Annotated in this window: 13 protein-coding genes and 2 pseudogenes; 11 read left to right on the top strand and 4 right to left on the bottom strand. The window is 68.2% G+C overall.

What is annotated here, in order from left to right; all coding sequences use genetic code 11:
* Window positions 1–305 precede the first annotated feature (305 nt).
* Complete coding sequence (locus ACGFT2_RS06095; RefSeq protein ID WP_393273971.1) at window positions 306–1,151, top strand: LLM class flavin-dependent oxidoreductase; 846 nt, start codon at window positions 306–308, stop codon at window positions 1,149–1,151.
* Between the two features lie 739 nt (window positions 1,152–1,890).
* Here ACGFT2_RS06095 and ACGFT2_RS06090 read toward each other — a convergent pair.
* The 3 genes and pseudogenes from ACGFT2_RS06090 to ACGFT2_RS06080 all read right to left on the bottom strand — a co-directional run.
* Window positions 1,891–2,757, bottom strand: a complete 867-nt coding sequence (locus ACGFT2_RS06090) for an RNA polymerase sigma factor (RefSeq protein ID WP_393273968.1) — start codon at window positions 2,755–2,757, stop codon at window positions 1,891–1,893.
* Entirely contained in the window at window positions 2,750–2,935 is a 186-nt protein-coding gene (locus ACGFT2_RS06085; protein WP_393274918.1) for a hypothetical protein, read from the bottom strand. The genes ACGFT2_RS06090 and ACGFT2_RS06085 overlap by 8 nt, the downstream gene beginning before the upstream one ends.
* A 179-nt stretch (window positions 2,936–3,114) precedes the next feature.
* Window positions 3,115–3,261, bottom strand: a pseudogene (locus ACGFT2_RS06080) (transposase); the annotation flags it as partial.
* A 150-nt stretch (window positions 3,262–3,411) separates the two neighbouring features.
* Here ACGFT2_RS06080 and ACGFT2_RS06075 point away from each other — a divergent pair.
* The 8 genes and pseudogenes from ACGFT2_RS06075 (at window position 3,412) to ACGFT2_RS06040 (ending at window position 11,031) form a co-directional block, all read left to right on the top strand.
* Complete coding sequence (locus ACGFT2_RS06075) at window positions 3,412–3,813, top strand: TraR/DksA family transcriptional regulator (protein ID WP_393273966.1); 402 nt, start codon at window positions 3,412–3,414, stop codon at window positions 3,811–3,813.
* Between the two features lie 191 nt (window positions 3,814–4,004).
* Window positions 4,005–4,291 (top strand): annotated as a pseudogene (locus ACGFT2_RS06070) (IS110 family transposase); the annotation flags it as partial.
* Window positions 4,292–4,700: 409 nt separating this feature from the next.
* Window positions 4,701–5,210, top strand: a complete 510-nt coding sequence (locus tag ACGFT2_RS06065) for a hypothetical protein (RefSeq protein ID WP_393273964.1) — start codon at window positions 4,701–4,703, stop codon at window positions 5,208–5,210.
* A 37-nt stretch (window positions 5,211–5,247) separates the two neighbouring features.
* Window positions 5,248–5,640, top strand: coding sequence for a hypothetical protein (locus tag ACGFT2_RS06060; RefSeq protein ID WP_393273963.1), 393 nt, complete (start codon window positions 5,248–5,250; stop codon window positions 5,638–5,640).
* A 548-nt stretch (window positions 5,641–6,188) separates the two neighbouring features.
* Window positions 6,189–7,157 (top strand): sphingomyelin phosphodiesterase, encoded by a 969-nt coding sequence (gene sph / locus ACGFT2_RS06055; RefSeq protein ID WP_393273961.1) that lies wholly within the window; start codon window positions 6,189–6,191, stop codon window positions 7,155–7,157.
* Window positions 7,158–8,244: 1,087 nt separating this feature from the next.
* Complete coding sequence (locus ACGFT2_RS06050) at window positions 8,245–9,141, top strand: hypothetical protein (RefSeq protein WP_393273959.1); 897 nt, start codon at window positions 8,245–8,247, stop codon at window positions 9,139–9,141.
* A gap of 43 nt (window positions 9,142–9,184) precedes the next feature.
* Window positions 9,185–10,714, top strand: coding sequence for an amino acid permease (locus ACGFT2_RS06045; protein ID WP_393273957.1), 1,530 nt, complete (start codon window positions 9,185–9,187; stop codon window positions 10,712–10,714).
* Between the two features lie 188 nt (window positions 10,715–10,902).
* The gene (locus tag ACGFT2_RS06040; protein WP_393274966.1) at window positions 10,903–11,031 is read left to right on the top strand and encodes a hypothetical protein; all 129 of its coding nucleotides are present in this window, start codon (window positions 10,903–10,905) and stop codon (window positions 11,029–11,031) included.
* A gap of 30 nt (window positions 11,032–11,061) precedes the next feature.
* Here ACGFT2_RS06040 and ACGFT2_RS06035 read toward each other — a convergent pair whose 3' ends face one another.
* Window positions 11,062–11,802, bottom strand: coding sequence for a class I SAM-dependent methyltransferase (locus ACGFT2_RS06035; RefSeq protein ID WP_393273955.1), 741 nt, complete (start codon window positions 11,800–11,802; stop codon window positions 11,062–11,064).
* A 482-nt stretch (window positions 11,803–12,284) separates the two neighbouring features.
* On the opposite strand from ACGFT2_RS06035, the gene ACGFT2_RS06030 reads away from it, so the two are divergent.
* Together ACGFT2_RS06030 and ACGFT2_RS06025 are read left to right on the top strand one after the other, a co-directional pair.
* Window positions 12,285–12,872, top strand: coding sequence for an RNA polymerase sigma factor (locus ACGFT2_RS06030; RefSeq protein WP_393273952.1), 588 nt, complete (start codon window positions 12,285–12,287; stop codon window positions 12,870–12,872).
* On the top strand, window positions 12,869–13,837 hold the full coding sequence (locus ACGFT2_RS06025; protein WP_393273950.1) for a CU044_5270 family protein: 969 nt from the start codon (window positions 12,869–12,871) through the stop codon (window positions 13,835–13,837). The genes ACGFT2_RS06030 and ACGFT2_RS06025 overlap by 4 nt, the downstream gene beginning before the upstream one ends.
* The last annotated feature ends 71 nt before the right edge of the window (window positions 13,838–13,908 follow it).

Below are 13,908 nucleotides of genomic sequence, written 5' to 3'. Positions count from 1 at the left end.
CGGGACTGTATCCGGGGGGCGTCGTTCTCCTGGTCCAACCCGGCGGTCATCGTGTTGAGTTCGGCGAGCGTCGCGACCCCGGACACCTTCTCCGCACCAAAGCGATTCCAGAGGTCTTGCCCGTAACTGCTGGGCAGGGGCTGGCCAAATCGGCTTGTCCCGCGAACACGGCTCGCCCTAAGGTCAGATCACCTCTACGAGACGTTCCCCAGAAGCACGCCGCAGAGCGGGAGCGTCCCACCTCGCTGAGGTGCCGGAGGGGCGGCAGCAGTCTTCGTCGACCCTTCCTTTCGGAGGTTTCCTTCATGCACGTCGGTATCGGCCTGCCCATCGGCGACCCGGCCACCCTGCTCACCTGGGCCCAGCGCGCCGACGCCGGGCCCTTCAGCACGCTCGGCCTGCTAGACCGGCTCGTCTACCACAACCCCGAACCCCTGGTCGCGCTCGCCGTCCTCGCGGGCGCCACCTCCCGTATCCGCGTCCAGACTGAGGTGCTGCTCGCCCCGCTGCGCGATACGGCCCTCCTCGCCAAGCAGGTTGCCACCTTGGACCGGATGACCGGTGGCCGCCTGGTCCTCGGCCTGGGCATCGGCGGCCGCGCGGACGACCATCAGGTGACGGGGATCGACAAGCGCACCCGAGGCCGACGCCTCGACGAGCAGATGGTGGTGATGCGCCGTCTCTGGTCCGGTGAGCCGTACGGCGACGGCGTCGGCCCGATCGGCCCCGCGCCCGCCCGGCCCGGCGGCCCTGAAGTGCTCTTCGGTGGCTTCAAGCCCGTGGCGCTCGAACGCGTTGCCCGCTGGGGGGACGGCTTCCTCGCCGCCGCGGCACCCTCGTGGGCAGGCGGCCTGTTCGACACCGTCCGCACCTTCTGGAGGGAGCACGGCCGCGACGGCGAGCCGCGCATCGTCGCGCAGGTCAACGTCGCCCTTGGCCCTCAGCACGTGATCGACGACGCCCAGGCCAACATGCGCGCGTATTACGCCTTCACCGGCATGGCCGACCGGATGGTCGCCGCATCGCTCACTACGCCCACCGAGATCCGCGATGCGATCGCCCGCTTCGCCGACCTCGGCGCCGACGAGGTCATGCTCTACTGCTACGGCCTCGACCCGGACCAGGTAGACCGCCTCGCCGACGCCCTGTGACGGCTTGACCGGTCCTGACAGAGGCCGTTGACCCTGTGGCCTCCGGCTGAGCGGTCGTAGGTCTGCTCGTGGGGAAGCGTCAGTCGCGGACTTCGATCGTGTCGGGCGAACCTTCGTGTCGGACGAACTGTGGTCGCCGATCGAGCCGTTGCTGCCTGAGCCGGGTCCGAAGCCGGGTGGCGGCCCGGCCTCGGAACCCGGACCGGCAGGCGCCGTGCGGATCCAGTTCGTGCTGCAAGGGCACCACCTCGTGCGGATGAGAGTGCACCATTTCGATCTGTCATCCCGCCGCGGGGACCCGGATCGCATCATGAGGACGCGTCCCGTTCCGGCGTTCAAGGCGAGGCACATAGCCGCTGGTCAAAGCGCGTTTCGCTGTTCCACCGTCCCGAAGCGACAGCTCACCGACGGGTGGGCCCCACCGAGCGGCCCACTGGTGGGAGGAGTCGATCACCGCCCGCGACCGGTCCAGCTTCTTCGCGGCCGTGGCGGGCCCTGTCCCGCCCCACCGGGCGCCCCGACATCCGCGCCGCAGCCATCTCCCGTACAGACGTGCGTGACGAGCCGCGAACCTCACTCGTGATACGCAGGCTGCTTCGACAGGTCCATTCGCCACGTCGGCCGACTCTGCCGGTGACAGCCGCCGAGCTTCGGTTCCCGCAGGCGGTGTGGTCTCGCACTGCTGGTGCGCCCTTGCCGGGTCGGGGCGGCCGTGCGAGCCGGCTGCTCCCTGCGGGCGTCACTGGGGTGGATCGGCGGCCCCGCGGTAGGACGGGAAGCCGATGGTGGGTTCCGGTGGCACCGTTCCGGCGGAGGTAGGGGAGGGGCTGCCCTCGTCGCGGCCTGCCCGCCCGGGCTCACCGGCGTTGAGCAGCGCTCTCACCATCTGCGCCCACCGCAGGGCGCGATCTCCCGTCGCCCACGTCACCAGCACCCCCGATACGATGATCAGGATGCCGACCGTGCCGGTGAGGCCCAGCGTCACTGCGCCGGCCGGCGACTCGATACCTGCGGCCGGGATGAGGTGCCGCCCGCCGAACGTGGTGATCCAGGTGATCCACGCGGTCAGGGCGGTGCCCAGGCCGGCGAGCGTCACGCGCAGCGCGCGCATCGCCCGGTGTGCCTGGACGCCCACGGTGCTGGGCGCGGATCCCATCGCGCGGGCCGCTTCCGCCTGGGTCATGCCCAGCTCCCGGGTCAGCAGCATCACCCTGCGCTGCTGCAGCGGCAGGCCCTTCAGTGCCTCGTCGACAGCGTGACGCAGCTCGGCGTCGGCGACCGGGTGGACCGCCGGCTCGTCCTCCGGCCGCACGTCCGCGTCGAGCGAGGCGTAGCCGCTGCCCTTGGCGTGGCGCTCTGCCGCATGCACCACCTCGTGGTGTATGCAGGTGTAGACGTAGGCGCGTACGTTGTCGATCGGTTCGGTGACGGCCAGCACGGACTTGAGGGCGTTCTGCACGATGTCCTCGGGGTCCGCCCACGACTGCGGCACCCCGCGGGTGTGCAGCCGTCTCCCGGCGAAGCGAACCATCCTCACGTACCGGTCCTCGACCAGCGCCCCCAGCGCCTCGGCGTGCCGCGACCGCGGCATCTCCCGGTCAGCCACGCCGCCCCCGCTTCCCCGCGCGGCGCCCCTTGCCCGCCCGCACGTCCGACGTCCCCTTCGCACGGATTATCTCGGCTTTGCCCGCCGCGCGGTTGCGGAACGCGATGCTCTGCAGCACGCTCTTCAGCGCCGGCGCGAAGAGCAGCAACAGGAACTGCACCACCCCACCACCCGTCATCTCCACCGGACCTCCTCCAGTTCGCGGCCCAGCGCCCCACGGTGAGGCAGCGGCCGTACGCAAGCTGAGAGCCCCACGGCCACCGGATTCTTTACACAGCGTCGAAAACCCTGTCCCGGATCCGGGCCACCTCGGGCCGGCCGGAGCTCGGCGCGAGGCTCGGGAAGGCCCCGCTACGCCATGCCCGTCCGAACCCGGAGCAAGATCCTGTTGATCACCCTGCGGTGATCGTTCCACCGGCCGCCACGCTGCCCTCGTACCGGCAAGAGCGGCTCCAGCCGGACCCCCGTACGCCAGGCAGTGCACAGGCGGCAGTCGAACGCCATCTGCCCGGCGACCACGCCATCAGTCCGCCACGCCGCCGCCGGCACTCCGTCCTTTCCGGCGGGCAGCTTGGCACGCGTCCTGTGCCGGGGGAATCTTGGCGCGTCCTGCGCCGGGGGGAATGGGGAAAGGCGAATCAGCGTTGCCGCAGCATGGGAGATGTACGCCGGTACGGTCATGACGAGCCTGGCCCGTCCGCCTTCTCGGCCGTCCGCGCTCGCCTTGCCGACGACCGAGCCGACACCCTCGCCCGGGCGGCCGCGCTGAGCCGCGACTTCGACGGGATCGTCGCGGCGAACGCCTTGGTCGCGGTCGACGACGAGCACGACCCGGAAGGGGGCACCACCGCCTTCGAGCGGGCCCACGTCGCTTCCCTGATGGCGCAGGCGCGAGAGCACCTGGAAGAACTGGACCAGGCACTGGAACGACTCGAACAGGGATGTTACGGACAGTGCGAAGGCTGCGGCGGGAGGATTCCGCCCGAACGCCTGGAGATCCGTCCGGCGGCGACCACGTGTGTCCGCTGCGCCGGGTCAGAACCACGCCGCGCTTGACGCCGGCCTAGGTCCGGCAGTCGACGACGGTTCAGACGTCTTTGACCATTACCTTCGGTTGCCTGACTCCGGAGGCGGTGCGGATCATGCGCCTGAACGAACTCCGCAGCGGGCCCAAGCACACGTCTGGCTTCCCCGTCCGGGTGGCCATCGCGCACGCGAAGGCCAACAGCGCCCCACCTCTTCAGAGAGGACACGCCCCGCGTCTTCGGGCTCGCCTTCGACGACATCGATCTCACCGAAGTCGTCCAGAGCAACCGGCTAGTGCACGCCAGGTTTTCTCTGAGCTATCTCAGCCCACCAGACCTCACCTGGTGCGAACGCTCGCTACCGGCGCCGACGCGAGCACGGGGACTGGCGCAACGCCGCCCGGCGCCACCCGCTCAACCGCTTCCTCGGCCAACGCCACCACTGCCTCCAGACCCGGCAGGACTTCGACGAACAACGCACCTTCGCCCCACGCCTTCAGGCGCATGCACGACCCGCAAGCCCGCTCGGCTTCGCGCGCGGATACGGCGGCGCTTTCACAGTTCCGTGCTGTCGAGCACGGGCTCGATCGGAGGATGTGGCCGGTGCACTTGCCGTTGACTGGCCCACAAGTCCGTCCACCGGGGGCCCGCTTGACTTCTCAGCCCCCTGAGATGTCACGGCGGTCCGAAGCGAAGGAGCCACCACCATGGCCACGCACCGACCACCGGCCGGCAACCGGCACGCCAGTTCCGGCCACGGGCCCGACCAGCACCGCGTAAGCCCCAGGAGGTCGAGCGCCCATCGAGTGCCGACGGCGGCCTCCCGCGCCAAGGCTGCGACTTGAGGAGTGAGCTGCTTCCGCCGCTCCAACTTTCGAGTAGCGCGTACTCATTCACAACTTCACCACACCTTCTACATTGGCCATCAACCGGGACGCCCGGATGCTGCCGGCAAGTGCCACCAGTCCGCGTCACGGAACGCCCGGCATTCGGCACAGCCGAATCGGCGGCGAACAATCTCATGAAGAAGTAGGTAATGTGGTCATGAAAAGCCGTAGACGGGCCCTTACGGCCCTTATCGCGCTCGGCGCCACCATTGGAATCTCCCTTTCCGTGGCTCCGGGTGCCAGTGCATACACTTCGGGAAGTTGCGGTCCCGGCACAGGGTTCAGAATGGACGCCCAGAACCTCCTTTGGCCCTACAACTTTCAGTTCACAATGAAGAGCACGGCTGCGATGGTTGGGCGCACTTCCGGCACCTATGAGCTCCTCAGCGGATCACCCCCGTTCTATCACACGGGTGAACTCAACAAGTTCGTCAAGGGCGTGAACGGCTCGATCGCCCAAAACAACATCTGGGTACCGCCTGCGCCGGGTAATACGCTCTTTGTTCATTGTGCCGTGGGCAGCGATTACTCGTACGCCTGACCAAGTTGCTCCTTCACACCCATCGATAGGCTTCATCGTGCTCAAGAGAAGAATCAAGTATCTTTTTGCCGCGCCACTGATCGGGCTTGGCCTGCTGATGAGCGCCGCCACGGGTGCCAGTGCCACTCCTGGATGGACCCCGTGCGATCCTAATGCCTACCTTCCGGGCGGCGTCGCGCACAACCTGGCCTGGCCCTGGACGTTTCACGTAGACGTCAGTGGTCCCATCAATCTCGTCGGAAAGACTCCGACGTTCCACATGCAGAGCTATTCCCCGCCATTCTCCTGGAATGGCAACCTGTACACGCTCTACGATCACAACAACCGCCACGAGGAGGCTTTCTCGTGGTCCGAAGTCTGGATTGCCCCCGCGCCAGAGAATCGGATTTCAGTCCAGTGCCCGAGGGGCGCTGAATATCACGTCTACTAGTAGTTACCCACAAGGCGCGCCACTCTGTCCGTCATAGCACGGGCAGGGTGGCGCGCTGTCATTTAGTGAAGGTGGCCGGGAAGGTGGCTGGCGCCACGGTGGCCGCGTCTGCATTCGGCCACACGTCCGGCTCGCAGGGCAGTTTGTAGTCGCTGCGTCCCGGGTGGTCCGTCAGCCGTTCGAGGTCGGCCAGGGGAGGGCCAGCCACTGCGCGGCGGTCGGTGTGGGGCCGAGGCGGACGTCGAAGTCGCAGCATCCCGCAGGGGGCTTCGTCGCGGTCGGCAACGTGGTGGGCCGTGCCTCACCGTGGCCTGACCGGCCACCCGTTGGGCCGCCTTGCCGGTACCCGTCACAGAGCGCCCGGCCCCGGGCCCTCCGGCGTGCACATGGAGGCGGAGGGGACCAGCGCCGACCGTGGGTAAGCAACGGATAACGGTCCGTTGCCTTCTCGCGTGCGAAGCAGGGCGAGATGAGTATTCACGACTCACGACTATCCAGCCTTCTTGCACGAGGATCGGGGGATACTCCACCCCTCAGAAAGGTTCCCGATGAGGCTCAGGTCCGTACTTCTGCTGTCGGCCAGCGGCATTCTCGCCGGTGCGTGCGTCATCTCGACGCAGGCTTCGGCGGCGCCCGCGCCGACGGAGAGTGCATCGGCCGTCACGTCGCTCGACGTGGTGACCTCGAACACGATGCTGCTTCCGTCGTTCGTCACCGACCAGTGGGCCCAGGACGTCCGGGGCGGCCTGATCGGTTCGGCGCCCTACGTCGCAGGCCACGACGTCATGGTCTTCCAGGAACTGTTCGACAACAGCGCCTCCGACATCCTCATGAGCAAGCTGAAGGGCTACCCGTACCGCACTCCCGTGGTCGGCCGTTCCACGAGCGGCTGGGACGACACACAAGGCGACTACTCGGCGTTCGCTCCCGAGGACGGCGGCGTGGGAATCGTCAGCCGGTGGCCCATCACGAAGAGGATCCAGTACATCTACGACGACGCGTGCGGCACCGACTCCGCCTCCCAGAAGGGCTTCGCGTACGCCCGGCTGAACGTGAACGGCTCACCCGTCCACGTCATCGGCACCCACACCCAGGCCGACGACTCGCTCTGCAGCACCGGGGAGGCCGCGAAGATCCGAGCCGGTCAGCTGCGGGAGATGCGGAACTTCGTGGACGGGTTGCACATCCCGGCCAGCGAGCCCGTGGTCTACGCGGGCGACTTCAACATCAACTGGCACGGTCCCGAGTACCAGAACATGCTGCAGACGCTGAGCGCCGACGAGCCGACGTACGACGGCGTTCCGTGGACGATGGACCCGAAGACCAACGACGTGGCGCACGAACGCTACCCCAACGACCCCCAGCAGTGGCTGGACTACATCCTCTTCGACAACCGGCATGCGCACCCCACCACTTGGCGGAACACCGGCCTGGACGTGTCCTCGCCGCCGTGGTCGCTGGACGGCAAGACGTACCACAGGTACTCCGACCACTACCCGGTGCAGGGCCGCTCCTGATCCAGCGGGCCTACGGAGCCCTCCGCTTCGGCCCGGAACGTCCCGCCGGGTGACGCACCCGGGCCGCCGCGGCATGCAACCCTGCCGTCCGGCAGGGCAGCACCCATCCTGCATTCGGCGCGCACGGGTGGGAGGCCACGTTCGGGTGGGAGGACTAGGACTCGTCGTGGTCGGAGGAGGTGCCACGAGCGTCAGCGTCGGCGGTCGCTCGTTCACCGGCGAAACCCACCCGTGCCACAACGACGTCAACGGTGATCGGCCCGCGCTGGCGGAACTCGCCCAGCGCGGGCTGCCCGGACGAAACAAGCTGACTCCTTGTCCACGCCACGACGGGTCCGTCGACCTGGGCAGTACAAGACCCAAGCCGCCAGCAGCATCTCGTCCACCGACTCCTGCTCGAATCTCGCGGGTCCGTTCCCCCGCGAAGTCGGCGAACTCAGCCAAGCGCTCCAGGTGCGACAGCATCCTGCCGTGGCGGGACAAAGAACGACTTGGGCCCGATATCAACCTGCCTGCCTCGTATCCCTGCCCCGCCGAGTACGGTATCCGGTTCCGGGTCGTTATAGATCGCCCGAAATCCTGCCCGGGTCGTGCGAGTCGGACGCAACGCCTCTTGGCTGCACGTGCCTGCCGTATCAGTCCGAAGCTCCCATGACCTGGCCACTCATCACCGTCACCCTCCGCCGGCCCGCTCAAGGGGACCGCCCCTCGGCCCAGGCGAACCAGAAGATCCTCAAGGGCTGCTCTACGGCGAGTAGCTGCTACTCAAGACACGCTGCGACGGCTCGTGTAATGGTTTGGGACCCATTCTGAAATTGACGCAAGGTCGAGTTGATTTGCCTCATTACTCTCTTGATTCCGGCGCTGACATAGCTGGCGGCGCGTTCAGCTCTGCTCATTTGAGTGGACTGCTTCACCCCGGAGGCCGGGCTGGTGCGTAAGGCCTCATTCACCAGCGGGCCGTCTCGGCTGCGCTCGGCGCCGAGACCCGGACCGCCCAGCGACCACGCCCCCTCCTGCAAGGCGATAGGAGAAGGTCACCGGAGCCGACAGGATGCCTAGAACCGGAGGTCGGCCACCCCTCGACATGCGCCCGGCGAGAGATGACGACGCCCTGGGGCGGGTCCTGGAAGACGCCTCGATGGGGCTGTGGGAAGGTCTGCGGGACCTGCTGGTCACCACCGGCGCCGACTGGGACCGCCGGATCTTCCGTCTCCAGGTACTCGCCGAAGCGGGGGTGCGGCTGCGGTTCGCCGACACCTGGGCGAAGGCGGAACCGCGCTCGCCGCACGCGCTGACGCTCCTCGCGAACGTACAGGCTATCCGGGCAATGATCGCCGGGCGGGACAGCGGCTGGTCGCTGATGGAGGAAGCGTGGACCACCTGTCGCGCCGCACTGGACGTGTGGCCACAGGATGTCGCACCCCTGGTGGTGATGCTCGCGTTGCTGCGGACGCACACACCTGACCAGGCGACCCTGCGTCAGGTGTGGGCGGAGATCAAGCAGCGTGATCCGTGGAACCGCGAGGCCCACCACGAAGCCGTCACCTACCTGTTCCAGCGGTACCACGGCCAGGCGGGGGAGGCGATGTGGTGGGCGGAGGAGCAGGCGTCCGTGGCCCCGCAGGGACTGCCGATCGCGGTCCTCCCGCTGGTCGTGGTCGCCGAGACCCACCGATCCCGTCAGGAGAAGGACCAGATGGCCTACGGGCTGAGCATCCACCCTTGGATCGAGTGCCCGCAGGTCGACCAGGCTCTGGAGCGTTGGTGGTGGTACCGCGCACCCCGCCCCCACGCCTGCTTCGCCGACGACGCCAACTATCTCGCGCACGCCCTGTCGTTCGCCAACCGCCACAGCGAGGCGGCGGACGTCTTCGACGCTATCGGCCCCTATGCCACTTCGGTTCCGTGGTCCTACTGCGGCCAGGCCGAAGACCTGTTCATGCGGCACCGGGCCTGGGCCTACAACCCACCGCGGCGCTGAGCACCCGACACCATCTCTCTGATCTACGAAGGACGGCCCTCTCATGCCTCTTGACGTCTCCCGCATGTCCGACGAGGAACGCCTGAAGCAACTCGGCTACCAGCAGACGCTGGCCCGCTCGATGTCCGGCCGGGCGAACTTCGGTGTCAGTTTCACGATCATCTCGATCCTGTCCGGCTGCATGACCCTGTACGGCTACGGCATGAACACCGGCGGCCCCGCCGTGATCATGTGGGGCTGGCTGTTCGTCGGCCTCATGACCCTGTTCGTCGGACTCTCGATGGCCGAGGTCTGTTCCTCCTACCCGACCAGCGCCGGCCTGTACTTCTGGGCACACCGCATGGCCCCGCCGAGATCGGCCGCGGCCTGGGCGTGGTTCACCGGCTGGTTCAACACCCTGGGGCAGATAGCGGTGACCGCGGGCGTCGACTTCGGTGCCGCCACCTTCCTCAACGCCCTGCTGGACCTGCAGTTCGGCTTCACCACCACACCCGGCCACACCATCACCCTGTTCGGGATCATCCTCGTCTTCCACGGTGTGCTGAACACCTTCGGGGTCCGCATCGTCGCCTTCCTCAACGAGATCTCGATCTGGTGGCACATCCTGGGAGTCGTCGTCATCTGCGGCGCCCTGGTGCTCGTGCCCGACCACCACCGATCGGCCGGTTTCGTCTTCGGCGGGTTCGTCAACAACACCGGCTTCTCCTCCAGCACCTACGTGGTGCTGATCGGACTGCTGATGGCGCAGTACACCTTCACCGGCTACGACGCCTCCGCCCACATGACCGAGGAGACCATCGACGCCTCCACCGCCGGCCCCAAGGGAATCGTCCGCGCGATCCTCGTGTCCCTCGCCGCCGGCTTCGTCCTGCTGTTCGGCTTCACCTACGCCACTCAGTCCTACGCCGGGGCACTCGCCTCCGGGACCGGGGTGCCCCCGGCCCAGATCCTCATGGACGCCCTCGGCGCCGCGGCCGGCAAGTGGCTGCTGCTGGTCGTCATCGTCGCCCAGCTCTTCTGCGGCATGGCGTCCGTCACCGCCAACTCCCGCATGATCTACGCCTTCTCCCGCGACGGCGCCCTGCCGTTCTCCGGGGTGTGGCACCAGCTGAATCCCGTCACCCGCACGCCCACCAACGCCGTCTGGCTCGCCACCGGCGGCGCCTTCGCCCTCGGCCTGCCCTACCTGTGGAACACCACCGCATACGCGGCCGTCACCTCGATCGCCACCATCGGCCTGTACATCGCCTATGTCATCCCGACCTACCTCCGGCTCCGTCAGGGCGACCGGTTCGAGCGCGGACCCTGGCACCTCGGCTCCTGGTCCTCCGTCGTCGGCACGATCGCCGTCGTCTGGGTGCTCGTGATCACCGTGCTGTTCATGCTGCCGCAGACCTCTCCCGTCACCGCGCACACCTTCAACTACGCGCCCCTCGCGGTCGGTGTCGTCGTCGCCTTCTGCGGCATCTGGTGGCTGGCCTCCGCCCGCACCTGGTTCCTCAACACGGCACACCCGCGCAACTCCACACTGGGCCGTAAGGACGCCAGCGGCAGGACGGGAGGTCGCTGGTAGGCGATCTGAGCCGATGCACGTGAGGAAGGGCGGAAACCGGTCGAGCGGGCACCGAGAGAGCCATGGTCGAGCACGTATGCGGCTCCGGCGAACGTCTTGTTCGTTCGCCCGGTCCATCGTGACCCGCATCCCGGGCCCAACAAGGGGAAGCGGAGCAGATGCGGCTGCGGCGGTGCGGAGCCCGGGGCGTGGCCACACGCTTGGACAGCCGCGCCTACGTCTTCCACGGGACCGTCACCCTCGCCTCGATCCGGCTCTGGCTCTGGCTCTGGCTCCGACCGTGCTCGGCCGGGCAGGCCCTGGCGATGTCCGGCTAGGGATGCCTTCACGTCTCGGCGCGGCGGAACTCACGGTTTGTGGGTTACCCAGAGCAGTTCCGCCGGCCAGCGGTGTGCCCAGTCGGGTGGGTCGGTTTCGTTGTAGCCGTTGGGTGTTCCGAGCTCGGGCCGCGGCTCGATGAGGTCGTCGATGATGAGACCCGCGCCGCGCAGGACTCTGACCCACTCGCCGTAGGTGAGCTGATAGCTGGTCGCGCCGTCGTTTTCGGCGATGGTGTTCAGCCCGAAGTAGTCCTGCTGCAGCGTCGTGGTCACGCGGCTGGCGGCTTCGTCGTAGCAGGCTTCGAACCATGGGCTGGCGACGTTGAACACCAGGCGCCCGCCTCGGCCCAGGACGCGTGCGGCCTGCGGGACGGCCAGGTGCGGGGGCGCCCAGCTGAGCCCGCCGAAGTCGCAGAACACCAGGTCGAAGCTGTCGTCGGCGAAGGGGAGTTGTTCGGCGGCACCTTGCACCAGCGGGTAGCGGGCCGCTCCCATCGCGCTGGCGGCTGCGGCGAGTTGGGCTTCGGACAGGTCGAGCCCGACCACGGTGGCGCCCTCGGCGGCGAGTGCTCTGGACCACTGGCCGGCGCCGCAGCCCAGCTCGAGGACGCGCTTGCCGGTGACGTCGCCCAGGGCGTGCAGTTTCGCGTCGGGGATGGAGTACATGCCCCACAGCCGGGGTGTGGCGCCGATTCGCGGGTCGTGCTCGTGCTGGTAGGCGCTGCTGATCTGGTTCCAGAGCCGCCGGTTGGCGGGGATGCTGTCCACGTGCCGACTCCAGCACTGCCTGCCGGGGGCGGTCAACACGATTAGGGCACTGGCCGGCCCTTCCCTCGGTCCGGCCCTGCCTCGGCCCATGATCCGCCGGACGAGCCCGGCTGGACCTGCGGACCCGTGACCGCGTCCAGGGCGATGCACACCGGCTTCCCCGCGCCGCGCGCCCCCGCCGAGCAGCCTGCCGTCGCTCCGGCTCCCGCCCGGGCGAGTGTCCCCGGTGACTTCTCCTCACCCGACGCGGCCCCCGTCGACGGCGCTCCGGTTCCTGGCCGCCACTCCGGGCGGCGACCGCCGCGGCCCCAGCGGCGGCGCTCCGGTCAGCAACGCTGACGGGGGCGAGGGTGTGGAAGAGCCGGGTTGCTCTCGCCGGCGCGTGACGTAGGACACGTTCCGGGAAGTCGCGTGGGCCGGCCGGACAGACCCATGGTGTGGAGATGAGTGTGCGTGCCCGGATACGGGCCGGGGACCCTGACATGTTCAGGGACCTTTTCAAGACCTATGCCGGTTCGGTGTACAACCATGCGTTCCGGCTGACCGGCGACTGGTCTACCGCGGAGGATGTGGTGGCGCTGACGTTCCTCGAAGCGTGGCGTCTGCGTACCAGCGTGGATATGGAGGGCGGCTCGCTGCGACCGTGGCTGCTCGGCATCGCGACGAACGTCGTCCGCAATACCCGCCGCGCGGCGCGGCGGCACGCGGCCGCTCTGGCAAGGCTTCCGCAGGAGGACGCAGTGCCGGATTTCGCCGAAGTGGTGGTCGGCCGGATCGACGACGCAGACAGACTGGCCGCGGTGCGAGCAGCACTGAGCCGTCTACGCCGAACCGAAAGGGAGGTGTTCGCGCTGTGTGTGTGGTCCGGTCTGGACTACGCCGCCGCTGCACAGGCGCTGGGGATACCGGTCGGCACGGTCTGCTCCCGCCTCTCCCGCGCCCGCAAGAAGCTGCAGAAGCTCACCGGCGCTGAACTGACGCGGACGGATCGGGAAGTGCAGTCAGGCTGCGGACAGGTAAGAGGTGGCCGCGAAAATGCGGCCCGGCCCCATCAGGAGGAAACCCGATGAACGTCCGCCGCCCGTCTCGGCCCAGCGCGGCCGAGCGCGAGGAGATGACCCGGTTGCTGCCGGTTCCGGCCGACCGGGACCTGCCCGCAGGCCGCCAACGCCTTCTCGAGGACTACTTCATGCAGGAGATCGAGCAGAGCGCCCAGTCGGCGCCCGCAGCGCCCAGGCCTCATCGCCGCCCCCTCATCCGCATCGCCATCGCCACCGCCGTGGCGGCCGCCGTCGCCGTACCGGTCGCACTGGGAGCCACCGGCGGAACCCAGACGGCCAGCGCCGCCACCGTGCTCAACGGCGCCGCGCAGCAGGACCGCACCGGCGCGAGGACCATCGAACCTCGCGGCAACCAGTTCATCTACACGAAGGAAATCGTCAAAGAAGCCCCCGAGGGCGGTGGTGCGGCCAAGACATACGTCGATGAGAACTGGACGTCGGTCGACGGCTCGAAGAAGGGCTGGACGATGGAGCTGGGCCACGGCTGGTGGAACCCTCCGGCCGAGCACAAGGACTCGGTCTGGCCGCCGAGCGACTGGGCCACCCTGAAAAAGCTGCCGACCGATCCTGACAAGCTCCTGATCGCGGTGCGGGACTGGGACTACGCCAAGCCGGACTACAACCGGCCCATCAAGAAGCAGGAATGGGACGCCATCTACTTCGGACTCGCCGGCCTGCTCTACCGCGTCCCGGTCATGCCCGAAGGACTGCGCCCGGCCGTATTCGAGGCCCTGGCTCAGGTACCGGGAGTCAAGACGACCGAGAATGAGACCGACGCCCAGGGAAGGGAAGGCATCGGCATCTCCAAGCCGGGCGACGCCTGGGGTCACACGACCTTCGTCTTCGACGCCAAGACCTACGCCTATCTCGGTCTCCACGACACGCACGCCTCGGACGACGGCAAGAAGAAGTACGACCAGCGCACGTACCTCTCCCGCTACGCCGTCGTCGACAAGGTCAAGCAGCGCCCGTGACCCACCTCGAACCACGAGGGCGATAGAAGGGCACGCGCACACGTGGACGGTGTCCCACAGCATTCCGGACT

Origin of the sequence: Streptomyces sp. NPDC048514 (assembly GCF_043199955.1) — a bacterium.
GTDB lineage: Bacteria > Actinomycetota > Actinomycetes > Streptomycetales > Streptomycetaceae > Streptomyces.
This window is presented reverse-complemented; position numbering and strand designations above follow the sequence as displayed.

Excerpts from the sequence above, each read along its gene's own strand:
- ACGFT2_RS06045 (WP_393273957.1), top strand. The coding sequence starts at position 9,185 with ATGCCTCTTGACGTCTCCCGCATGTCCGACGAGGAACGCCTGAAGCAA.
- ACGFT2_RS06030 (WP_393273952.1), top strand. The coding sequence starts at position 12,285 with ATGTTCAGGGACCTTTTCAAGACCTATGCCGGTTCGGTGTACAACCAT.
- ACGFT2_RS06025 (WP_393273950.1), top strand. The coding sequence starts at position 12,869 with ATGAACGTCCGCCGCCCGTCTCGGCCCAGCGCGGCCGAGCGCGAGGAG.
- ACGFT2_RS06050 (WP_393273959.1), top strand. The coding sequence starts at position 8,245 with ATGCGCCCGGCGAGAGATGACGACGCCCTGGGGCGGGTCCTGGAAGAC.
- ACGFT2_RS06085 (WP_393274918.1), bottom strand. The coding sequence starts at position 2,935 with ATGACGGGTGGTGGGGTGGTGCAGTTCCTGTTGCTGCTCTTCGCGCCG.
- ACGFT2_RS06075 (WP_393273966.1), top strand. The coding sequence starts at position 3,412 with ATGGGAGATGTACGCCGGTACGGTCATGACGAGCCTGGCCCGTCCGCC.
- sph (WP_393273961.1), top strand. The coding sequence starts at position 6,189 with ATGAGGCTCAGGTCCGTACTTCTGCTGTCGGCCAGCGGCATTCTCGCC.
- ACGFT2_RS06095 (WP_393273971.1), top strand. The coding sequence starts at position 306 with ATGCACGTCGGTATCGGCCTGCCCATCGGCGACCCGGCCACCCTGCTC.